19 protein-coding genes are annotated in these 21,252 nt (G+C 44.3%); 9 read left to right on the top strand and 10 right to left on the bottom strand.

The genetic code is table 11. From position 1 onward, the window contains the following. Window positions 1–36 precede the first annotated feature (36 nt). From ACXAGK_RS15275 to ACXAGK_RS15265, 3 genes are all read left to right on the top strand, one after another. The gene (locus ACXAGK_RS15275) at window positions 37–804 is read left to right on the top strand and encodes an SDR family NAD(P)-dependent oxidoreductase (RefSeq protein ID WP_474856879.1); all 768 of its coding nucleotides are present in this window, start codon (window positions 37–39) and stop codon (window positions 802–804) included. Between the two features lie 151 nt (window positions 805–955). Further along, window positions 956–1,717 (top strand): SDR family oxidoreductase, encoded by a 762-nt coding sequence (locus tag ACXAGK_RS15270; protein ID WP_474856878.1) that lies wholly within the window; start codon window positions 956–958, stop codon window positions 1,715–1,717. Between the two features lie 25 nt (window positions 1,718–1,742). Continuing rightward, window positions 1,743–2,201: a YaiI/YqxD family protein gene (locus tag ACXAGK_RS15265; RefSeq protein WP_474856877.1), complete on the top strand. Its 459-nt coding sequence runs from the start codon at window positions 1,743–1,745 to the stop codon at window positions 2,199–2,201. A gap of 98 nt (window positions 2,202–2,299) precedes the next feature. Here the strand turns inward: ACXAGK_RS15265 and ACXAGK_RS15260 are convergent, their stop codons facing one another. The 4 genes from ACXAGK_RS15260 to ACXAGK_RS15245 form a co-directional block, all read right to left on the bottom strand. Continuing rightward, on the bottom strand, window positions 2,300–2,560 hold the full coding sequence (locus ACXAGK_RS15260) for a hypothetical protein (protein WP_474856876.1): 261 nt from the start codon (window positions 2,558–2,560) through the stop codon (window positions 2,300–2,302). A 38-nt stretch (window positions 2,561–2,598) separates the two neighbouring features. Then, window positions 2,599–4,764 (bottom strand): S46 family peptidase, encoded by a 2,166-nt coding sequence (locus ACXAGK_RS15255; RefSeq protein WP_474856875.1) that lies wholly within the window; start codon window positions 4,762–4,764, stop codon window positions 2,599–2,601. 296 nt (window positions 4,765–5,060) lie between these two features. Next, window positions 5,061–6,251 carry an amino acid aminotransferase gene (locus ACXAGK_RS15250; RefSeq protein WP_474856874.1) on the bottom strand — a complete coding sequence of 397 codons (1,191 nt, stop codon included), beginning with the start codon at window positions 6,249–6,251 and terminating at the stop codon, window positions 5,061–5,063. Window positions 6,252–6,398: 147 nt separating this feature from the next. Then, a complete protein-coding gene (locus tag ACXAGK_RS15245; protein WP_474856873.1) occupies window positions 6,399–7,181 on the bottom strand; it encodes an NRDE family protein in 783 nt (260 codons plus the stop codon). A 312-nt stretch (window positions 7,182–7,493) separates the two neighbouring features. On the opposite strand from ACXAGK_RS15245, the gene ACXAGK_RS15240 reads away from it, so the two are divergent. Both ACXAGK_RS15240 and ACXAGK_RS15235 read left to right on the top strand, forming a co-directional pair. Then, a complete protein-coding gene (locus ACXAGK_RS15240; RefSeq protein ID WP_474806422.1) occupies window positions 7,494–8,129 on the top strand; it encodes a 1-acyl-sn-glycerol-3-phosphate acyltransferase in 636 nt (211 codons plus the stop codon). Window positions 8,130–8,225: 96 nt separating this feature from the next. Beyond that, complete coding sequence (locus tag ACXAGK_RS15235; RefSeq protein WP_474856872.1) at window positions 8,226–9,467, top strand: cystathionine gamma-synthase family protein; 1,242 nt, start codon at window positions 8,226–8,228, stop codon at window positions 9,465–9,467. 107 nt (window positions 9,468–9,574) lie between these two features. Here the strand turns inward: ACXAGK_RS15235 and ACXAGK_RS15230 are convergent, their stop codons facing one another. After that, window positions 9,575–12,040: a CHRD domain-containing protein gene (locus ACXAGK_RS15230; protein ID WP_474856871.1), complete on the bottom strand. Its 2,466-nt coding sequence runs from the start codon at window positions 12,038–12,040 to the stop codon at window positions 9,575–9,577. Between the two features lie 240 nt (window positions 12,041–12,280). Here ACXAGK_RS15230 and ACXAGK_RS15225 point away from each other — a divergent pair, with 240 nt between their 5' ends. Continuing rightward, window positions 12,281–12,883, top strand: coding sequence for an FMN-dependent NADH-azoreductase (locus ACXAGK_RS15225; protein WP_474856870.1), 603 nt, complete (start codon window positions 12,281–12,283; stop codon window positions 12,881–12,883). 167 nt (window positions 12,884–13,050) lie between these two features. Here the strand turns inward: ACXAGK_RS15225 and ACXAGK_RS15220 are convergent, their stop codons facing one another. After that, window positions 13,051–13,605, bottom strand: coding sequence for a glutathione peroxidase (locus tag ACXAGK_RS15220; protein ID WP_474856869.1), 555 nt, complete (start codon window positions 13,603–13,605; stop codon window positions 13,051–13,053). A gap of 179 nt (window positions 13,606–13,784) precedes the next feature. On the opposite strand from ACXAGK_RS15220, the gene ACXAGK_RS15215 reads away from it, so the two are divergent. Continuing rightward, a complete protein-coding gene (locus tag ACXAGK_RS15215; protein WP_474856868.1) occupies window positions 13,785–16,280 on the top strand; it encodes a prolyl oligopeptidase family serine peptidase in 2,496 nt (831 codons plus the stop codon). Window positions 16,281–16,488: 208 nt separating this feature from the next. Here ACXAGK_RS15215 and rrtA read toward each other — a convergent pair whose 3' ends face one another. Then, window positions 16,489–17,073, bottom strand: a complete 585-nt coding sequence (rrtA, locus tag ACXAGK_RS15210; RefSeq protein ID WP_474856867.1) for a rhombosortase — start codon at window positions 17,071–17,073, stop codon at window positions 16,489–16,491. Window positions 17,074–17,185: 112 nt separating this feature from the next. Here rrtA and ACXAGK_RS15205 point away from each other — a divergent pair, with 112 nt between their 5' ends. Continuing rightward, a complete protein-coding gene (locus ACXAGK_RS15205) occupies window positions 17,186–17,950 on the top strand; it encodes an enoyl-CoA hydratase (protein WP_474856866.1) in 765 nt (254 codons plus the stop codon). 14 nt (window positions 17,951–17,964) lie between these two features. Continuing rightward, complete coding sequence (gene ggt, locus ACXAGK_RS15200) at window positions 17,965–19,722, top strand: gamma-glutamyltransferase (RefSeq protein WP_474856865.1); 1,758 nt, start codon at window positions 17,965–17,967, stop codon at window positions 19,720–19,722. A gap of 137 nt (window positions 19,723–19,859) precedes the next feature. On the opposite strand, the gene ACXAGK_RS15195 is transcribed toward ggt, so the two are convergent. The 3 genes from ACXAGK_RS15195 to ACXAGK_RS15185 are packed head-to-tail and all read right to left on the bottom strand — an operon-like array spanning window position 19,860 to window position 21,241. After that, complete coding sequence (locus ACXAGK_RS15195; RefSeq protein WP_474856864.1) at window positions 19,860–20,045, bottom strand: DUF4177 domain-containing protein; 186 nt, start codon at window positions 20,043–20,045, stop codon at window positions 19,860–19,862. 37 nt (window positions 20,046–20,082) lie between these two features. Next, window positions 20,083–20,874 (bottom strand): PhzF family phenazine biosynthesis protein, encoded by a 792-nt coding sequence (locus tag ACXAGK_RS15190; RefSeq protein ID WP_474856863.1) that lies wholly within the window; start codon window positions 20,872–20,874, stop codon window positions 20,083–20,085. Continuing rightward, a complete protein-coding gene (locus tag ACXAGK_RS15185; RefSeq protein ID WP_474856862.1) occupies window positions 20,864–21,241 on the bottom strand; it encodes a DUF3703 domain-containing protein in 378 nt (125 codons plus the stop codon). Before ACXAGK_RS15185 ends, ACXAGK_RS15190 begins: the two co-directional genes overlap by 11 nt. Between the last annotated feature and the right edge of the window lie 11 nt (window positions 21,242–21,252).

Here is a 21,252-nt window from a genome sequence, read left to right as displayed (position 1 = left end):
AATGCAGCGTACGCAAATTAAACTGGAGTACAGCTAATGAATGTAGCTGCAAATGTTGAAGGTAAACATATTCTTATTACTGGTGGCGGGTCAGGTATTGGTGCCGCGTCAGCTCGCGTTTTAAGTGCACGTGGTGCAATAGTAGGTATTGCCGATCTAAACGAAGAGAACGCCAAAACACTGGCTGAAGAAATTATTGCATCAGGTGGTAAAGCCTATGCAGTGGCGGTTGATGTTACCGACCCTGCTCAGGTTAAGGCGATGTTCGAAACGGCCCTTTCTCATCTTGAAAAGATAGATGTGATCATAAACAACGCGGGTATCGACCATTTTCCTGCGCCACTTACCGAAGTCGACGACGCGATGTTTATGAAAAACATTCAGGTCAACTTAGCTGGTGTGTGGTACTGCATGAAAAACGCACTGAAGCACATGACAGTAACCGGTGGCGGTCACATTATTAATATCGCCTCCGTAGCGGGTTTACGTTCAGCGCCGATGATAAGTGCTTATAGTGCGTCTAAGCACGGAGTAATAGGGCTGACAAAATCGGCAGCGGTGGAGTACGCGCGAGCGAATATTCGTATCAACGCGGTATGCCCGAGCTTTGTTGATACGCCTATGGTTCAAGGCGTTTTATCTAAATTAGATGAACGCGGTCAAAAAGGGTTAATTGCAGCCAACCCAATGAAACGCTTGGGTAAGCCTGAAGAAATTGCAAATGCTATAGCATGGCTTTGTAGTGACGAATCGTCATTTATGACGGGGCAGTCTGTGGTACTTGACGGCGGTATGTTGGCATGAGTGCCAAGTGTGATGAAGATACAGCGATAAGCTTTTGGGGGAGCGTATTTTTAAAGCCTTTAAAAGACTTATTACACGACAAATGCAGCTATCGTAGATAGGACACTGAGATACGTAGTTTGCGTAAAAACGGCAAGAGAAGGAATGTTTGATGAACAACCTATTTGATTTAACAGGAAAAGTTGCACTGGTTACAGGTGCTAGTCGCGGTATCGGCGAATCTATTGCTCGGTTGCTGGCTCAATATGGCGCCCACGTTATTGTATCAAGCCGCAAAATTGACGGCTGTGAAGCGGTTGCTTCTTCAATTCGCGACGCAGGTGGTAAAGCCACAGCGCTGGCGTGCCACGTAGGTGAGATGGAGCAAATTACCGAAGCATTTGATGTCATTAAACGTGATTTCGGCAAGCTGGATATTCTGGTAAACAACGCGGCGGCAAATCCTTATTTTGGTCATATTTTAGATACTGACTTAGGCGCTTATAACAAAACTGTAGATGTAAACATTCGTGGCTATTTCTTCATGTCGATTGAAGCGGGCAAAATGATGAAAGAGCAGGGCGGTGGCGTCATACTCAATACCGCTTCAGTAAATGGCGTAACGCCGGGCGATATGCAGGGTATTTACTCTATTACTAAAGCAGCCGTTATTAGCATGACTAAATCGTTCGCAAAAGAGTGCGGTAGCTTAAACATTCGCGTAAACGCATTACTGCCAGGTTTGACCGACACTAAATTTGCCTCGGCATTAACAACCAACGAGCAAATATTAAAGCACGCGCTTAAAGTAATACCGTTAGGTCGCGTAGCCGACCCAGACGAAATGGCGGGCACAGTACTATACTTAGTTTCAGATGCATCAAGCTACACGACAGGCACGACAGTGGTAGTAGATGGTGGTATGCTAGCGTAATTAGTTTCAATTACGAGATACGACCATGCATATATGGGTTGACGCCGACGCGTGCCCTGCAGTGATCAAAGACATTCTTTTTAAGGCAGCCAGACGTACCAAGCTGCCTTTGTCTTTGGTGGCTAACCATTCTATGTCTGTACCACCAGACAAGCACATCACTTTAACGCAAGTGCCTTCTGGCTTCGATGCTGCTGACGATTACATTGTAGAAAAGTGCGAAGCCGGTGATTTAGTGATTACCAACGACATTCCATTGGCCGCTGATGTATTGGCAAAAAATGCGTTAGCAGTGAATAACCGTGGTGAAGAATACGACAAGTCGTCTATCAAGCAGATTTTAGGTATGCGAGACTTCATGGACACCATGCGTTCAAGTGGCGAACACACAGGCGGTCCAAAGGCGTTCTCCCAGCGCGACAAACAAAACTTTGCCAATGCGCTAGACCGCCTCCTAACCCAAGGCCTCCGCAACCTCAAATAAAATATTGGGGTCAGAGTACATTTCTACAGCATGCAACACTCAAAATATGGGGTCAGAGTACTTTATGTACTGAAAAAAGTACTCTGACCCCATTAACTTTAGCAGTCGCCACCGCCGCCGCCATCACTGCTGCAAGATGAGCTTGAACTTGAACTGATACTTGGCGTGTAAATGGCAGCGCTACTGTCTCCGTGGGAACCGGACTTGCTGCTGCTAGTCTTTGTGGCAAACGATACTAAAAACACCAATGTACACAGAGCAATAATAGCGATAGATGCTTTCCATTCTCCTGTTGTAGCGCCCGCGTAGCATGCATATGCAGCCACGGCGATACTCACAAGCCTTACTAGTATTCTCATAACGTTCTCCATTGCATCGGAAAGTATTGGGGTTGTCGCTATTTTACGATGGTCATTTCTTCGATGAGGTTTGTTGCACCGTCAACGTATTCCATTACCCATAGCATGTAGCGGCTATCTACATGGATGGTACGGGTTGTTTTCGGGTCAAAGTCCCAATCTGAGTTAACGCTTTCAAATGTACCGTCAAACAACAACCCGATTAGTTCTGCTTTTGCGTTAAGCGTTGCAGAGCCTGAGTTTCCACCTGTAGAATCTAAATCCGTAAGGAAGTTAACCGGCACGCTATTGATGTCTTCAAGTTTGTACGGACCGTACTGCTTGTCTTTAATAAGCTCAAGCTGCTTTTTCGGTGAATCAAACGGTGTTTCGCCGGTATCTTTTTCCGTAATGCCTTCAAGACGAGTGAAGGGTTCGTAGATAAGGCCATCTTTTGGCGAACCGCCCATCACATTACCGTAAGTCACACGAAGCGTGCTGTTTGCATCTGGGTAAGCAAGGCTGCCTAAAGATTTTTGCCACTCAATAATAGCACTCATGTATTTAGGACGAAGTGCAGCAGCTTTACCGCTTAGCGTTTTGCTTTCATCTTCGATTGCCATTTCGGTATCGAAAAGTGCAACTGCCAGCTTAATGAATGGGTCATTGCTGTTTTCAAAATCAGCACGGCTTGCGGTTAACCATTTTAAACGTTCCTCAGTGCTTGTAAGTGAAGTATTGTCGTAAAACGCTTTTAACTTCTTCTGAAGTGTTTTTCCGTCAGTATCACCATCAATGCCTACTGCTTTATCGAAAGCCGCAACGCGGTTTTCTTCAGGCTGCTCTAGGTACATGCTGATCATCTTTTGCCACACAGCTTGATCAACAACCGCATCAAAACGGCGCTCAATGCGTTCTACGCCTTCTTTAATGCGTATTTGATCACGCTCTTGATACCCACGCTCACGCTCGGCATCTGGCTTTTCTCTCTCAATAGCATTGCGATAGAGGTTTTGGGCAGAGGATAAAAGCTGCGCGCGACTTAGGTTGTTGTACCAGAAGTTTTGCTTGTTCATTTGCATTTGTTCAGCGCTAACCGCATCAAGATCGGCAAGTGCTTGCTTCATTTCACTCTTACCGTTTTTATCAAGCCATGCTGCCAGCTGCTCTTCACGTTCTGCGCGACGGGGAACGAGTCCAACACGTTTGGCGCCAGAAAGCTGCCCCAAGGTGTTTTTGTGAAAGTTGTTTAAGCCCGCTAGCGTTGCTTCATACTTAATGCGCGCATCACTGCCTTCTTCAGACGCATTTTCAATGGTTTTGATCCATTCACCCACCAGTTCAAGGTAGGTTGGATATAACCAATCAAATGTGTAAGAGACTTGCGACAAACGGGCATAACGATTGGTTGAGCCCGGGTAACCCGCCGCCATTACAAAGTCGCCGTCTTCAAGGCCAGCAGCTGAAACTTTTAAGAAATGGTCTGGTTTAAATGGTACGTTGTCTTCACTGTAATCAGCTGGTTTGCCGTCTTTGCCAACATAAGCACGATAGAAAGAACAATCACCAGTGTGACGAGGCCACATCCAGTTATCTACATCACCGCCGTATTTACCGATAGAGTCAGCAGGCGCATAGGCAATACGCACGTCACGGATTTCCATTTGCTTAATAAGCTTATACTCAAGGCCTTGGAAAAACGAAGGAACAGAACAGCGGAATCCTGCTTCAGATTCACATTCTGCAATTAAGGCTTTGCGATTTGCTTCAATGAGGTCGTAGCGTTCACGCCCTTGAACATCATCACCGATACCGCCAATAACTTTGTCGGTTACGTCAGAAAAATCGACCGTAACGAACATGCGTGTACCCGGTGCTGCGGGTAGTTCATCACCAATTTCCTTCGCTAAAAAGCCGTCTTTTAAGTAGTTGTTTTCTGGGGTGCTGTTGTATTGCACTGAACCGCGTGCGCAGTGATGATTGGTTACTGCTAAGCCTTTGTCAGACACAAAGGATGCTGAACACCCACCAAGTGAAACAATAGCGCCCATAGGAAAGGCGGTTAAATCGTTAATGCTCCTGGCAGGAATTGCCAAACCGGTTTCTTTTAAATCGTCTGCAATTGAAGGGAGCTGTTCTGGCGTGAACATACCTTCCTTAGCGTTAACCTGCATTGCCGCGCCAATCAACGCAGCCGAAATACAAAATACACTTACTTTAGACATCGGTGATCCTTGTTCTTGTCGTCTATCTCATTGTTATAAATCAAACTTAATACATACCAAGTTAACGTTTACGTCAACATTGTTACAGTGTAACTAGAATACTCTGTGTGCCCTATAAAAAAGCGTATAGCGCACAGCGCAAATTTGTTAGGAAGTGTGACAAACTGCCAATGAAGGCAGAGAAAGGCGCTTTTATCGCAGAATTAGGAAAGACGAAAGGCAAATAATTCGAACGAAAACAAAAAAGGCAGAGTATCAAACTCTGCCTTTAGAATTAGAAGATCGGTAGTTAGCGATTAAAGTACTGACACCAATGCTTTCGCTAGTGTTTCCACGTTTTCTTGATTGATGCCCGCAATGTTTACGCGACTAGAATCTACAAAGTAAACGCTATGCTTTTCACGTACTTCGCGCACTTGCTCAGGTGTGATACACAAGAATGAGAACATACCTTTTTGGTCGTTCACGAAGCTAAAGTCTTTTGGTGAGCCATTATCGTGAAGGTTTTGAACAAGCATGGCACGTAGAGACTTCATGCGGTCGCGCATTTCGTTCACTTCAGATACCCACTCGTTATTAAGTGCTTCGTCAGAAAGAATGATGTCTACTAGTGCACCGCCGTAGCTTGGCGGCATTGAGTAGATGCCACGAGCAATAGACTGAATTTGACCCTGTGCAATTTTACGGGTTGCTGAATCTTCAGTAATAATAGCTGCTAGACCAACACGCTCACGATAAAGACCGAAGTTTTTAGAGCAAGACGCCGCCACAATTACTTCTGGAAGATTTTCAACTAACAAACGCATGCCGTAAGCATCTTCGTCTAAGCCTTCACCAAAGCCAAGGTAAGCTACGTCGATGAAAGGCAAGAACTCACGCTCTTTCGCTACTTCTAGTACTTCATCCCATTGTGCATTAGTAAGATCTGCACCTGTTGGGTTGTGACAACAGCCGTGAAGAAGAACGATATCGCCTTTTTCAGTTTTGCGAAGGGTTTCCATCATAGCATCAAAACGAATGCTCGCTGATGCTTTATCGAAGTACGGGTAGGTTTCAATTTTAAGGCCCGCAGAGCCGATAAGTGGAATATGGTTAGCCCATGTTGGGTCACTTACCCATACTTTGCCATTTTCATTACAACGCACTAGCAACTCTGAAAGAATACGCAGCGCGCCACAACCACCTGGTGCTTGAACCGCTGCAACGCGGTCAGCAAGAAGTACAGGGCTATTCTTACCTAAAAGCAAAGACAACATACCGTCGATAAAACCTTGGTTGCCCTGAGGCGTAATGTAGGTTTTGCTGGTTTCTTTGCCTAAAAGCACTTTTTGCGCTTTTGCGACACTTGAAAGAATAGGTGTATTACCTTGCTCATCTTTATATACGCCAACACCTAAATCGATTTTATTTGGGTTGGTGTCTTCACGAAAAGCAGCTGACAGGCCAAGAATTGGATCTGGGGCGAGATGGGGTAATACTTCAAACACGATATGTCCTCACGTTACGTTGGTGTGCAATAATTAGCAGGCAGGCATTATGCCACCGATGGTAGAAAAAACGACCCCTAAAGGTTGAAAATATTTCAATTAATCTGCTTTATAAAGCGTAAACGAAAGTTTCATTTCAAAAATACCTTAAATTGAAAAAGAAAAGGCACGAGTTTCCAATGCTTTTCCTTTGTCTGAGAACCGACGTTCCTTCCAAGTGAGCGTATTGTTTTTATCAACCAATACCAGAGTAGATGTACGCGTGCCGTATTTTTCGGTTTGAATGAAAATGGAAGATAACGCCTTTTCCCATTCATAACCTATCCCCGTGTCGGGTAGCAGGGCATCCTCTGCTTTATTTTCGTGGCGTAAAATATCAAATAAATCGTCATTATTGATTGTGCTTTGATGCTGCACATAGTCATTTAAGGCAGTAACGCCTTGAGTGACTTTTGGCCAAGGAGTAGCAATATCAGCATTTGACAACCCATATACACCGGTATCAATTGAGTGGGTCGAATTGTTTACGTTGTTGTAAACGCGAAGTGCATTTACATCACCAAATAGTAAGTTATATCCGTTGTACTGGTGACGAGTTTCTTCAAGCGTAGCTAAATATGCCGACTGTGCGGCATATTCGTCGTTGGTTGGGTTCTGTTTTAACCAATTAGCAACCAATTCCCCGCGGGATACTGCATTTTTATTGACGTTGTGTGGGTCCCTCACATTGGTAAGCGCTGCAATTTTTCCGTTACGCGTAACACCCATCCAGGTGCCGTCAGCTTCTAAATCCTGCCCCGCAAGCAAGTGCGGGTGGCTTTCCCAAAATGTTGAAGGTGCAGTTGGTCTTGCGTAAAACTCGTCTCGATTCGCCGCAATTATAAGAGGGTAATCATCTCGCATCTTGTTTGCGATAAATAAAATACACATAGCGTACTAGTGTCCTTTTCTTAACTTGTCCACCGCACATCGCTGAATTGCTTCTGTTAACAATTGCGTTACATTTCTGTTTTGATTACTCTTCGTTAATGTACGCGCAGTATGATGTGTTACGTGCAGTATAGTGTGTTACGTAATAAAGGAATATGCGGGTACAAAACAGAAAAAGAAAGCACGAAGGTAAATGAAGTATTGAAAGCAAACTGCCAATAATGCCATGTGATATAGCTCACCAGTATATAAATTGCCAAACCAAATCTTAAATAAAACCCAATATAGAACAAAAAGCAGAGCATAATAATAATGACAAAACCCTCGCATTCTAATAACCACTCTAAATTAGCCAGTAAAGTCGTCGTAGGGAGCAGTATTCCTCGTAAGTGGCCAAACTGGCTGTCGTCGTTTGCCGCATGGGTGCTCACAAAAAGAGGCTGGCAAGTAGAAGGCGAACTGATTAATCAGAAAAAAGCCATATTAGCGGTAGCACCGCATACATCAAACTGGGACTTTTTTATTGGCTTATTCGTGGTTTTTTCATTCAAGCTGAATATTAACTTTTTTGGTAAACACACCATCTTTAAGCCACCCTTGGGTGCCATTGTAAGGAGGCTAGGGGGCATTCCCATTGAAAGAAGTAAAGCCCACGGCGTGGTCACCTCTATTGCAAATAAAATTAAAGAGGCTGATCAGCTTATTCTTGCCTTAGCGCCAGAAGGTACTCGTAGCCCCATTTATCCATGGAAAATGGGGTTTATGCATATTGCACAACAAGCTGAAATTCCTGTTCAAGTCATAGGTTTGGACTACGCTAGAAAAAGAATTGTATTGGGGCCAATTATTCAGAAAGTGACTAATATAGATGAACAAATGCAAACTATTTATACGTTTTATGATAATGTTTGCGCAAAATATCCTAAAAACTGCATTATAAAGCCATAACCATTTTTGTAAGTGGTATGTACGCACCTGTCTTACACAGACGCATACGGTGCGTATTTGGCTAGTTCGCAAACATTTAATTCCGGAGCTTCACCCGTGACAAAATTGGGATTCACAACCCGTCAGGTACATTCTGATCGCATGCTAAACACCCCAGAACATGGTGGTGTTCACAGCAGCACATCTAATTCGGTTCTTTTTGAGTTTAAAGATGCGCAAGGCATCATAGATGCGTTTCAAGGCAAGCGCGCAGCTCACGTTTACTCTCGTTCTTCTTCGCCTTCGGTGGCTGCATTACAAAATATGCTGAATGACTTAGAAGGCGGTGTAGGTACGTTATGCTACTCAACCGGTATGGCGGCTATAAGCAGTTCTTTATTTGCCTTGTTAAAGGCGGGCGATCATTTAATCGTAAGCCAATACCTTTTCGGCAACACAAGAAGCTTTTTTGAAACAATTAAAGACTTCGGTGTGCAGGTTACCTACACAGATGTGACCGACATTCAACAAGTTAAAGAGGCGTATCAGCCAAACACGAAAGGTGTCTATACGGAAACCGTGGCAAACCCTGTAACTCAGGTTGCTGATCTTCATGCCATTGGTCAATTCTGTGAAGAAAAGCAAATGCTGTTTATGGTTGATAACACTATGACGCCGCCACCTGTTTTCTACGCAAAAGATGTTAAGGCATCATTGGTGTTTTGCTCATTAACCAAATATATAGCAGGTCACGGCAACGTATTAGGCGGCGCAGTAGTCGACACTGGCAACTTTGACTGGACAAAGTTTGACAACCTCAAGCCTGCTTATCAGGTTGCGGATACAGCACAGTGGGGCATTACTCAAATCAAAAAGAAAGGCCTTCGTGATTTAGGCGCTACATTGGCACCTCAATCAGCCACGGCTATCGCTTTAGGCATGGAAACCTTAGATTTGCGTTTATCTCGAAGCCAACACAACGCGATGCAGCTAGCAACCTTTCTAGATAATCACCCGAAAGTCTCTAAAGTGTTTTATCCAGGTCTTGCCGACCATCCACAGCATTTTATGGCACGGGAATACCTTAACGGTGGCTACGGTGCAATTTTGAGTTTTGATCTAATTGATGGTGCTGACCCTGTTGCGTTTTTAAACGAGATGGAGCTGGTAATCTGCGCCACACACTTAGGCGATAATCGTACCCTCGCACTACCTGTAGCACCTACTATTTATTTCGAGAACACGGCAGAAGAACGTGAACTTATGGGTATTTCCGATACCATGCTACGTATTTCGGTAGGTATTGAAGACACTCAGGATCTTATTGCGGATTTTGAAGCAGCGCTAAACACGATCTAGGCAATGTTTTGCTGAGTTAGAGTAAAGAAAAAGGGGCTTTCGCCCCTTTTTTATTTTATACTAATTGCCTTCAATATACTTAAAGCAATACGTGTGACCGGACCCTGTTAGTCAAAACCTAGCGTAATTTGTCCACGAATTTCACCGCTTGGGAATGCATCTGAGTGGAAGTTAGTGTAAAGACCTCCGTCTGCCATCACGCCCATTTGCTCATTGGTTAACGTAGTATTAGCTGGTACAGACCACATACCGCTGGTACCGGCAGTAAGTCCGATTAGAACATCTCCATTTACGCCCATTTCACCCTCATGAATGTGAGCCATGTTGGCTGTCATACCAGTTATAGTTACGCTTCCTGACAGTGCACCTGTTGATGTATTCAAAGTAAATGCACCAGCGCCGCTTGCTGTAGTAGTTACTGCAGGCACTTCTTGTAGGCCGTTGGCAATGATGCCGTACACTTCAATGTTGTCAGGCGTGATCTGACCTCGAATTTCGCCACCAGTATTGGCTGCTGTATGTACGTTTACATAGTGGCCTCCTGATAGTAATAGCGTAGCTGTGGCTTCATCTAGCGCTATGCTTCCGTCTGTCATCCAAACACCAGCAGTGCTTTCACTTTCCACAAGTCCTACAAGTACGTCCCCATTTTCACCAGCAAACCCGGTATGAATGTGCGCCATAGTCGCGTTTTCAATAGTGGTTACCGCCACAAGAGAAACGTTGTTGTCCGTGGTATCGAAAAGAGCATAGCCAGACCCCATTGCCATGGTGTCAACCGCTGGCACCTCTTGGCTGCCGCTTAGTGAGAAGGTTACTACCGCAGTTGTGTCGGGTACAATTTGACCGCGCACTTCACCATTAGGGTTAGCGGTAGTGTGAACATTTAAATACCACTCACCGCTGGTAAGTGCGTCTAAGTTGCTAGGTGAAATATTAGTTTCAGCTAGAACATACGTACCATTGCCAGCATCAGTTAGTGGGAAGGCAACTGGCCCATTCATGCCGATGCCGCCATCGTGTACGTGTACACCCGTAACGTCAGTTAGGCCTGAAACGTCAACGCTTACACTAAATGCAGGCAAGTCTTCGTCAATCTCAACGACTGCTGTTGCGGTTGACATGGTATCAACAGCAGGCACTTCTTGTGAGCCACTTAAATTAACGTTGTAAGTCATGTCAGCGTTAAAAGCAGGTGGAGGTGGTGCTAGGCCATCAAGTAATGCTAATTGAGGTAAATCACCTTCCATTGCGCCGTCTAGTGCAATTGCCGTGTAAATTTCGCCGTTTTCTAATGATAAGACGTCTGTTTCAATTGCCGCTGTTTTGGTACCAGTAGGCGTAACCGTCACTACGTAGTCACCTTCCGCCAAACTTACGTAACCTGTTTCAACAAGCTCACCAGTCTCAAAGGCAATATCAGCAAACGCTGGGTCCACCGCACCAATTTCACCATCTGCGGTTACGTAAATGTCTACGTTACCTGCTGAAGGTGAAGCATGTACAATGCGCACTTTCGCTTCTGTCGCGACTGAGCGAGGCATATCAACAAGTACATCAAGTTCTGGCGCGGCTAAAACGTTATTTGCGATAGCGGTATAAGACATACCTACTTCTAGTGTCAATTCTGCATCGTCAACAGCCACAATACTGTTGTCACTATCGGCTACAACATCAATTAAGTAATCACCCGCAGCAACAGACAGGTAATCGGTGGTGCGTGGGAACTGAATGCCGTCTACTAGCACAATCTCGTTATTGGCAATAACGTCCACCGCTGGCGCGTCGCTAATACCATGTACTACGCGAATTTCGGCACCTGCCTCTGAATCCCAAATTTTGAAACTGCTGTCACCGTCTGCTGCCAGTAATGTTACTGGTGAGTCACCTGTACCTACGTTATTAGTGGCAGCGATAAGCAAATCAGCACCGTCAGCTAAGTTAACCGTACCCGAGTCGTATACAACCGTTGTATCACCTGCCGGTGTAATGCGGATTTGATAATCGCCCGCAGGTACTTGAATCAAATCTGTTGCGTCGGTAAATTCGGCAGTAACAAGCGGCTGCTCGGCGGTGATTTCTGTGTCTGGTGCTGTAACATAAATATCAACCGTTGGGGCCATAGACGCTGCATGTACAATCTGTACTTGAGCGTTACCAGCATCAACCGCGGTTTCCATACTGGTCACAGTTAAAAGCGATAATGTTTCATCGCCAACATTACCCACGGCAAAAAAATCGTAGTTCACGTCAGCTTCTAAAGTAACGTCAGCTTGCAGCACTTCAGCGTTTTCACCTGGAAGAATACCTGTAACACCAATATCGTATGTACCTGTTTCCACCTCAAAACGCGATGAAGCGACTTGGTAATCAACGCTTTCAAGATCGTTGAGTATGGCGTCATTAGCAGTAATGTTTACCATTGGTGCGTCTGATGCTGCGTGAACAACTCGAACGTTTGCGTATTCTGGGGCGGGTGTGGGCTCTTGTACGACATCGTCGTCATCGTCAGAGCAGCCGATTAAAAATAGTGGTAAGATTGAACATGCAAGGAGCGCTTTGGTCCTTCTCATTTTTTGTATCCTCTTAATTGTGTTGTGGCAAACTCGATTACGCGAGGCAAATAAGAGAAGATCATCCTCCTTGCAACATTAACGTAATGTAATGTTTTCAAATAATTTACAAGGCAGTCTAGTTTTTCAAATTTCGTTCGATAAACTAGAACAGTTACCTCATTTTTTTGAGATTCTCATCCTAACTTATTCCGCTAATATGATTGTGTACCACCTAAACAACACATATTGGAGTGCGGCATGAAAACAGTTTTAGCTATATTTTCCAGCCTTAGTGGCGAACAAGGTAATTCTTCAAAAATTGCAAACGAATACCTTTCAAAAATTGAAAGTGATGACTCAGTACGTATTAATCGTGTTGATGTAGCCTCGCTGGCGCTTCCTCACCTAACAGGTGAAGAGATGCAGGCGTGTATGACCGAAGCATCTGAGCGAAATGAATCACAGCAGGCATTGGCAAAAGTCTCTGACGATATTGTTGAAGCAGTGAAAGCGGCTGATGAAATTGTATTGGCAGTTCCAATGTACAATTTTGGTATTCCATCGAGCTTGAAAGCCTATTTCGACCGTATTGCACGATCGGGCATAACATTTAAGTATACCGAGACAGGTCCTGTCGGTTTGCTAGAAAATAAATCAGCCACGGTTTTTGCTGCTCGCGGTGGTGTATATGCTGGGTCTGACTTCGATACACAGACGCCATACTTAAAACACTTTTTAAATTTCATAGGTATTAGCGATATAAAATTCGTTTATGCTGAAGGACTTAACATGGGCGAAGAGCAAGCAAACAAGGCTTTTGCTGAAGCAAGTGAAAAAATTATTGAACTAACCAACAACTAAACACACTAAATTAATGCAGTTAGCTAAAACGTAGGAAGTATGTTTTCAGCTAAAAGTGTGTTCCAAGTTGAGTGTGCTTGATTGCCCCGCCTGTTAGGCGGGGCTTTTTTATGTGCAGAGCTTTTACGGCTATGCTTTCAAATGAACAAGAATAAATAATTAAATACCTATTCACCTTTAATGAGTGCTTCTACATCGGCAATGAAGGCAGGATCAGTAGGTTTAGTTGAGCTTGGGTAATGAGTGATTTGTTTACCCGTGCTATCAATTAAGTATTTATTGAAATTCCAAGAGGGTGCTTTCCCGGTAGCGGTTTTAAGCATTCTATACATAGGATCTGCGTCGTCACCTTTTACCGATACTGGTTCGAACATCGGAAACTTCACGCCATAGGTTAATTCACATAGCTCTGCCGTTTTGCCCTCATCGCTGTCTTCTTGGTTGAAGTCGTGTGAAGGGAAACCTAGTACGACAAAGTCCTTATCTTTATAGTCGCTGTATAGCGCTTCTAATCCTTCAAATTGTGGCGTGAAACCGCAATAGCTGGCAGTGTTAACGACAAGTAGTGTCTTTCCCCCATATTCACTGCACAAATTTACCGTTTCTTGCGAGTTAAGCTTACGTTTCATAAACTTAAGTACGCTAGGGCACTCGTTCGCAAAGCTGGCAGATGTGAAAAAGCTGAGCGCAAGAAGCGCCGGTACAATACCTTTTTCTTTCATCGTGTTTTACCTCATCAGTTAATTTTTGTTATTTTGTTGAAGATCATCAGACCTTATTCCAAGACCATAAACGGCAATGGTTTACGTTTGGTTCACTATCACACTCGATGAACGTTAGCGCTTTAGCTATGGCTCTGCGTATAATGTTAACGATTTTTACATAACAACGACTTAAAATAATGAAAAAATACTCTTCTTTACTCATCGCAGCTAGCGTTACCTTTGCGTTGGGCGGATGTGCAAGCACCACTAACGAACCCTCTAGCCAAACAACCTCTGCATCGCTTCCGGCTGCCACAGTTCAGCAAACCGTTACACCAGCTGTAGCGCCCCAGAACAGCGTGCAAAAAGGTGAAATTACTTTAAAGCAAATAATGTCAGATCCCCAATGGATGGGCGCGCTACCTGAAGGTATGGGGTGGTCGGTGAATGGCGATAAAATTGTTTTTGAAAAGGAAAGACAAGATAGTGCACTGACAGATGTCTATATTGCAGAGCTTTCTAACCCTACAAATGCTGTAAAAGCACCATTGTCCGATTTGCACAAATACCGTTTTGACGAACGTGTAGTAAGAGATGACGGAGTTATTGCTTATTCATTTGAAGACAGTGTTTATGTGCAGTTTACCAACGGTGAAACCGTGCGTATCGCTCGTGGCGGTAATGCGTTATCAACACTTTCATTTATGACTGATGGCCGTTTAATGGCGTTAAGCGGTAACAAATTCATTGCTATAGACCTATCTAACGGCACCCGCGAAGAATTGTTGAGCTGGGAGTTTAGCGACGAACCCAAATCGGTTGAGCCGCCTAAAGATTATATTGCCGATCAGCAACAGTCGCTGGTGGAATACATCAAGCTGCAGCGCAAAAATAGGCAAGAAAAAGACGACGCTCAAAAAGCGTTAGCTAAAGAAAACAGCAGTGTAGCACCTACGCCGTTTTACTTTGATAAGTCGCATCGGCTAGCGGGTATTAGCGTATCACCTGCGGGTAACTTTGCAGTAGTCGCCACCACGGAAAGTAAGCCGACTCGTGATGACAGCGACATCATGCCGCATTATATCCAAGAAGACAGCCGTATCGCCGCGAAACCAGTACGCCAACGTGTGGCTGATGCAGAATCGGTAAATCACACACTTTGGCTGCTAAATATTAAAACTGGCGAGAAAAGCGAACTTAAATACTTCAATCTGCCTGGTTACAATGACGACGTACTTGCAGACGTTAAAGCAGAGAACGCAAAAGCGAAAGGCACAACTTATGAAGTGAACCGTTTGCCCCGCGACATTACCTTACTGCAAAGCTGGTATTGGACTAAGCCTTCGATTCGCTGGCACAAAAACGGTAACGCTGTTGCCGTTATGCTAGAAGCGTGGGACAACAAAGACCGCTGGATTGCAACGGTCGACTTAGCGAATAAAACGCTAGAAAACCAACATAGGCTTCATGACGATGCGTGGGTAAACTACCGTTTCAACGCATTTGATTGGCTAAATGACAGCGAAACACTTTACTATCAGTCTGAGCATACTGGTTACTCTCACCTATACGTTCAAAAGCCAGGCGAGAAACCTGTCGCGCTAACCAGCGGCCGTTTTATTGTTGATGACTTAACGCTTTCTAGCGATGACAATTATATCTACTTTAAAGCCAACATGGAGCACCCGGGGCTTTACGAAGTTTATCGTGCAGATTTAAGTGACAATACCATCGATACCATGACTGATTTGAATGGTATGACAGACTATTCACTTAGCCCTGATGGTGAACATTTGCTGCTAAGCCATAGCAAGGTGAATCAGCCACAAGAGCTTTACATTAAGCCAGCAAACGAAGCAACAGCGGCAAAGCAAATCACGCAAAGCACCAGTGCAGATTTTAATGCACTTCCATGGGCGGTGCCTAACATCGTTGCTATTGAATCGTCGCATACCGATGCACCTATTTACGCACGAGTATATTTACCGGAAAATTACGACAAGACGGCACCAAATAAAGCGGTAGTGTTTAATCACGGTGCAGGCTACTTGCAAAACGCCCACATGGGATGGTCTGGTTACTTCAGAGAATACATGTTCCATAGCATGCTCGTACAGCAAGGCTATGTCGTACTAGATATGGACTATCGCGCTAGTGCTGGCTACGGACGTGATTGGCGAACGGCTATTTATCGCCAAATGGGTACGCCTGAAGTGCAAGATTTGCGTGATGGTGTTAACTGGCTTGTTGAAAATGCAAATGTAGATCGTGAGCGTATTGGCACATACGGCGGTTCATACGGCGGCTTCTTAACCTTTATGTCTATGTTTACCGCGCCAGATCTATTTGCGGCAGGTGCAGCGCTTCGCCCGGTGACCGATTGGGCGCATTACAACACGCCATACACGGCAAATATACTGAATACGCCTGATATCGATCCCATCGCTTTTGAGCGTAGCTCGCCAATTTATTTCGCAGATGGGCTAGAAAAGCCATTACTTATCAATGCGCCAATGGTTGATGACAATGTGTTTTTCCACGACACCGTGCGATTGGTACAGCGTCTTATCGAGCTTGAGAAAGAAGATTTTGAAACGGCTATTTATCCGGTAGAGCCACATGGCTTTGTGCAGCCAAGCTCTTGGCTTGATGAATACCGCCGTATCTACAAGCTATTCGAAGAAAACTTATAGGCAGAAATGCGAGTGCAACCCAGTGATCAAGAGCCACTGAGTTGCTCACAGCGCGATAGCTATTTAAGACGGATAAAAGCTTACTAAAAAGGCCCAAACTCAACGAATTCGGGCCTTTTTTAATATCGTAATTCTCTTACTAAAGCGTATTTTATCTATTTCACGACTCAAGGTGCGCAATAAGAGTGATGCTATATTGCTCGAGTTTCTATTTTCTTTTCGCCGTAATAAACATAAGTAGAAAGATTGCGATACCGGTAAGCGCGCCGAATAAATGCGCATCTACGGCAACTTTTGCGTCAATTAGGTTTGCGACTTGTTCGCTGCTACCGTCTATTTGTTCGTAACCTACTTTTATGGCTAAGCCAATAAGCAACAACCAACCCGACTTCATTTTCTCTTTTATATCAACACAGGTGCCCCATGCGAAAATACCGTGTAACGCACCAGACAAACCTGCGTACCAAATAAGATCGGGTGAAAACAAGTAAAGCCCAACACTAGTCCCCAAGCAGCACCATACAAAAACTTTTAAGTACAAACCAATGCGATAATGTTCGCCGTGTAGCGCCCACAACAGCGCCAGACCTGCTAAATTTAAAAGTAGGTGGTAGCCATTGGTATGCACAATATTACCGGTGACTATGCGCCAAGTTTCTAAACCTTGAATGGCATACCTATCGTAAGCCAAATAATTGCCAGACATAGGCTCAAAGAAAAACGCGACAACGGAGCATAGCGCAATAAAAAGGGGACCCGCGCTATACTTAAGCGAAAACGGCAGTGACATCATCAGTGTTAGTTATTTTTGAATTTCGAATTTGCTGGCTATGATACAGAAATTGCCTACTGGGTGAAAACTGAAGTACACCCGAAATAAAAAAGACGACAGTAAAGGAGTGATTATGTCTTACATCATTACCGAAAATAATCAGCAGTGCTTAACCATTACGCTCAACCGGACTGACAAGAAAAATGCGTTAACGCGCGATATGTACCAAGAAATGGCGAATGCCATATTAGGTGTTAAGAACGATGGCTCAACGAAAGTGGTGGTGATAAAAGGGGCCGGTGATTGTTTTACTGCAGGAAATGATATTGGAGACTTCGCACAGCAACAAGATCATGCCCAAGTGCCAGAGACTGCAGCATTTATGCGTGCACTAGCCGCCTGTCACTTACCGGTTATTGCACAAGTTCACGGATTAGCAGTGGGCATAGGCACAACGCTTTTACTTCACTGCGATTTTGTATACGCCACACCAGATACCCGATTTGTTCTACCGTTCATCAACTTAGGGCTTGTTCCCGAGTATGCATCAAGTTATCTTTTGCCTAAGGTTGCGGGTCATATCAAAGCGGCAGAATGGTTGATGCTAGGTGAACCCTTTACGTCTGCCGATGCTTATCAATTTGGTATTCTGACAAAAATTATTGACGCACACGAAATGGATCAAACCGTTCAAACTACGGTAGACAAACTTGTCGCCAAGCCTTCGTTCTCGCTTAGACAGACTAAAGCTCTATTAAAAGGTGACGGGGAGCGAACAAATCAACAAATGAACGAAGAGTTTGATATATTTTTGGAAGCGTTGGGCACAACCGCAGCCCAAGAAGCGTTTGATGCGTTTCTTAAAAAACGCCCAATTAACCCCGAAAAATTTAAATAAGAGGAAGTATTATTTTGAGACGCAGTGCTTTGTTCAGAGCTTCAGTAGTTACTCTTGCATTATCTAGTTGCTTCATTTTTGGAGCTAACGCTAAACAAGCTCGCGAAGTTGGTGAGCCTGAAGCGGCTACAGGCTACATAGAGAAAAAGGCTTTTGAAGCCAAAGACTATATGGTAGTGGCGGCAAACCCCTATGCGTCATGGGCGGGGAAGAATATTCTAGAAAAAGGCGGTAGTGCGATAGATGCTGCGGTGGCTGTTCAATCAATGCTTTCTCTGGTTGAACCGCAATCATCAGGCATCGGTGGTGGTGCCTTTATCCTTTATTGGGATAATAAGAACAAAGTACTTCACACCTTTGACGGCCGTGAAACCGCGCCCAAAGCCGTCAATTCTCATTGGTTCATTGAAGGTAACAAGCCAATGCGCTGGTTAGATGCCGTAGTTGGTGGTAAGTCAGTAGGCGTGCCCGGTGCAGTAAAAGCGTTAGAAATGGCTCAAAGCGAGTTTGGTAAGCTACCTTGGAATACGCTATTCGACGATACAATTAAAACAGCTGAAGATGGTTTTAAAGTATCCCCGCGTTTAGCTAAGCTGGTGGCGTTGGACTACCACCCAGGCCTTAAAACTTTTCCTGCAAGCTCTACTTACTTCTTTCCAGCAGGCCTCCCTTTAAAAGAAGGCACGGTTAAGAAAAACAAAAAGCTCGCCAAGACTTTAAAAGGTATTGCGGAAAAGGGCAGCGACTATTTATTGAAAGGCGAGGTCGCTGAAAAAATTGTAAAAGCGGTAAATAGCGCTGAAATCAACCCAGGTCAGATGACGTTAGAAGATTTAGCAAGCTACGAGCCTGTAAAACGCGAACCTGTTTGTGGGTTATATCACAAAAAGCGTATCTGCGGTATGGCGCCACCTAGCTCTGGTGGTGTGAACGTTTATCAAATTCTTAAAATGTTAGAAGGTTTTGACCTTAGCCAGTATGCGCCGGATTCAGTTGAGTTTGCGAATTTGTACTCGCAGGCAAGTGCGCTTTCATACGCTGATCGCGAGAAGTTTATAGCAGATAGCGATTTTACTAACCTGCCGTTTGCGGCCATGATCAACACTGCCTATCTTGAACGCCGAGCTGAGAATATTGCTGTAGATAAAGAGTGGCGTCGCAAACGCGCGGGTAATCCATACGCCGATGCGAATGTAGCGCTTGGTACATCAATGGAACTGCCCAATACCTCTCACGTCTCTATAGTAGACAAAGAAGGCAATGCGGTATCAATGACCACAAGCATTGAATTTATGTTTGGTTCTGGGATTATGGTAGAAGGCTTCCTGCTTAACAACCAGCTTACCGACTTTTCATTTTCGCCGACTAAAAACCGCTTTCCTGTACCAAATCGTGTAGAGCCTGGTAAACGCCCTAGAAGCGCGATGAGCCCTACAATGGTCTTCGACAAAGAAGGGAACCTAGAGGTTGTTGTCGGCTCGCCGGGCGGCTCTAGAATTGTAAGCTATGTCGCTCAAACCCTAATTGGTGTTTTAGACTTCGGCTTGGATATTCAACAGGCTATCAACTTGCCTAAAATAACCAATAGGAATGACTACACGGCGTTAGAGAAGGGCACGCCAATAGCTGAGCTTGAAGAGCCGTTAAAGGCACTCGGCCATAACGTCAAAGTAGTGGATCTAAACAGTGGTCTTCATGGCATTCAGTTTAAATCAGGTAAATTAATTGGCGGCGCAGATCCTCGCAGAGAAGGCATTGCAGTAGGGCGCTAATTTGGCGTTTGCCTTGTTAAAACTAGATGCAGTAATGCGCTGTTGAGTGAGTGAAAGCGGAAGATTAAATATCTTCCGCTTTTTTGTTTGCGCTGGGGAGTGTAAATAAAATGGTCTGCTCTTTCTAGTTTCTACTCTTAACTATATGATTTTTCAAGAAGGAGCAATACTGAACGAATATGTGCGGAGAACGACGCCGCAGGTGTTACTTGAATAACACGCCAGCCCTGATTGTTGTACTTTTTAATTTCTTCGTTAAGGGTGTCTAAATTGAGTTGGCTAGACCAAAAGTTACGAGTTTTAAATTCAACGACTTTTTGCATTTATATAGTTCCTTCTACAGCTTTATTCTTTAAATTATTAAATAGTAATATAACCTTCAAGGTAAGACACTGCTTGGCCAGAAATAAGCACGCGATCACCTGCTACTTCACACTTCACTGTACCACCTCGTTTAGATGCTTGATAAGCCATAAGTTTTGAACGTCCAAACACTTTTGCCCAATAGGGCGCCAGCCCAGTGTGGATTGAACCGGTAACCGGATCTTCATCACCGCCGTTCGCAGGCCAGAAATAACGGGATACAAAGTCAAATTGCGTACCCGGTGCTGTCACTACCAAATCATAGGGCGCAAGTGTTTTAAGCTGCTCGCTGTCTTGAATTACACTTAAAACGTCGTCTTCGTCAGAATAAACAGCAAAATAAGCTTGGTCATTTTTTAAAACATTTTTGGGCTTGATGGAAAGCCCTTGCAATAACGCTTCAGGTACGTCGCTGACTGGGCTAGGCATTCTATTAGGAAAGTCCATTTGAATGAATCCGTCGTCTTTCTTAACGACTTTCATCATCCCCACCGATTTGGCGAATAGAAAAATGTGCGGTAGTTGGTAATTTTCGCTAAAGATTACGAACGCGGATGCCAGCGTTGCGTGACCACAAAAGTCGATTTCCGTTATGGGAGAGAACCAGCGTATAGCAAATACACCGTTGTCGTCTTCTACCAAAAATGCGGTTTCTGAAAGGTTATTTTCAGCAGCGATTTCTTGCATTTTGTCATCGCTAAGCCATTTACCCGTTATAACTACAGCAGCAGGATTGCCCTTAAACCTTACATTGGTAAATGCATCGACAACGTTAATTTTAATTTTCATTCGAACGCGCTTTTTTTATGATCGTATTTAAGTTTGGTTTAATTGGCATTGCCTTAAATGGGCTAACGTTAGCCCCGCCTGTATTTCCATGAGGTACTAGCCCAAAAATAGTTTTCGTGGCTGCGCCAGTTATTCTGAAAAGCTGACCAAAAAACTCGTGCAAATTACCTTGTTTCACTGCCCATAAAAGCATCTGAACGTGTACTTTAACGTGTAGCCTTGTAGAGGCTTGACCAAGAACGTGTGCATTTTCTAAGTGTGAAAAAGCACACTGTTGGCTGTTTTGGTTTTGCTTTTTATGAGCTAGCGCTATTTCAGCTTCTACATATGGGCGAATATTGCGCGTAAAGCCTTTTGCTTTGAACATGGTGTAAGCAC

It is taken from the genome of Alteromonas sp. ABM1_013 (genome assembly GCF_056160505.1).
The sequence above is the reverse complement of the archived record's forward strand: the minus strand, read 5'-3'. Positions and strand labels throughout refer to the sequence as shown.

Coding starts and splice junctions, on each gene's coding strand:
- ACXAGK_RS15275 (WP_474856879.1), top strand. CDS start 37: ATGAATGTAGCTGCAAATGTTGAAGGTAAACATATTCTTATTACTGGT.
- ACXAGK_RS15270 (WP_474856878.1), top strand. CDS start 956: ATGAACAACCTATTTGATTTAACAGGAAAAGTTGCACTGGTTACAGGT.
- ACXAGK_RS15265 (WP_474856877.1), top strand. CDS start 1,743: ATGCATATATGGGTTGACGCCGACGCGTGCCCTGCAGTGATCAAAGAC.
- ACXAGK_RS15260 (WP_474856876.1), bottom strand. CDS start 2,560: ATGAGAATACTAGTAAGGCTTGTGAGTATCGCCGTGGCTGCATATGCA.
- ACXAGK_RS15255 (WP_474856875.1), bottom strand. CDS start 4,764: ATGTCTAAAGTAAGTGTATTTTGTATTTCGGCTGCGTTGATTGGCGCG.
- ACXAGK_RS15245 (WP_474856873.1), bottom strand. CDS start 7,181: ATGTGTATTTTATTTATCGCAAACAAGATGCGAGATGATTACCCTCTT.
- ACXAGK_RS15240 (WP_474806422.1), top strand. CDS start 7,494: ATGACAAAACCCTCGCATTCTAATAACCACTCTAAATTAGCCAGTAAA.
- ACXAGK_RS15230 (WP_474856871.1), bottom strand. CDS start 12,040: ATGAGAAGGACCAAAGCGCTCCTTGCATGTTCAATCTTACCACTATTT.
- ACXAGK_RS15225 (WP_474856870.1), top strand. CDS start 12,281: ATGAAAACAGTTTTAGCTATATTTTCCAGCCTTAGTGGCGAACAAGGT.
- ACXAGK_RS15220 (WP_474856869.1), bottom strand. CDS start 13,605: ATGAAAGAAAAAGGTATTGTACCGGCGCTTCTTGCGCTCAGCTTTTTC.
- ACXAGK_RS15215 (WP_474856868.1), top strand. CDS start 13,785: ATGAAAAAATACTCTTCTTTACTCATCGCAGCTAGCGTTACCTTTGCG.
- rrtA (WP_474856867.1), bottom strand. CDS start 17,073: ATGATGTCACTGCCGTTTTCGCTTAAGTATAGCGCGGGTCCCCTTTTT.
- ACXAGK_RS15205 (WP_474856866.1), top strand. CDS start 17,186: ATGTCTTACATCATTACCGAAAATAATCAGCAGTGCTTAACCATTACG.
- ACXAGK_RS15195 (WP_474856864.1), bottom strand. CDS start 20,045: ATGCAAAAAGTCGTTGAATTTAAAACTCGTAACTTTTGGTCTAGCCAA.
- ACXAGK_RS15190 (WP_474856863.1), bottom strand. CDS start 20,874: ATGAAAATTAAAATTAACGTTGTCGATGCATTTACCAATGTAAGGTTT.
- ACXAGK_RS15185 (WP_474856862.1), bottom strand. CDS start 21,241: ATGTTCAAAGCAAAAGGCTTTACGCGCAATATTCGCCCATATGTAGAA.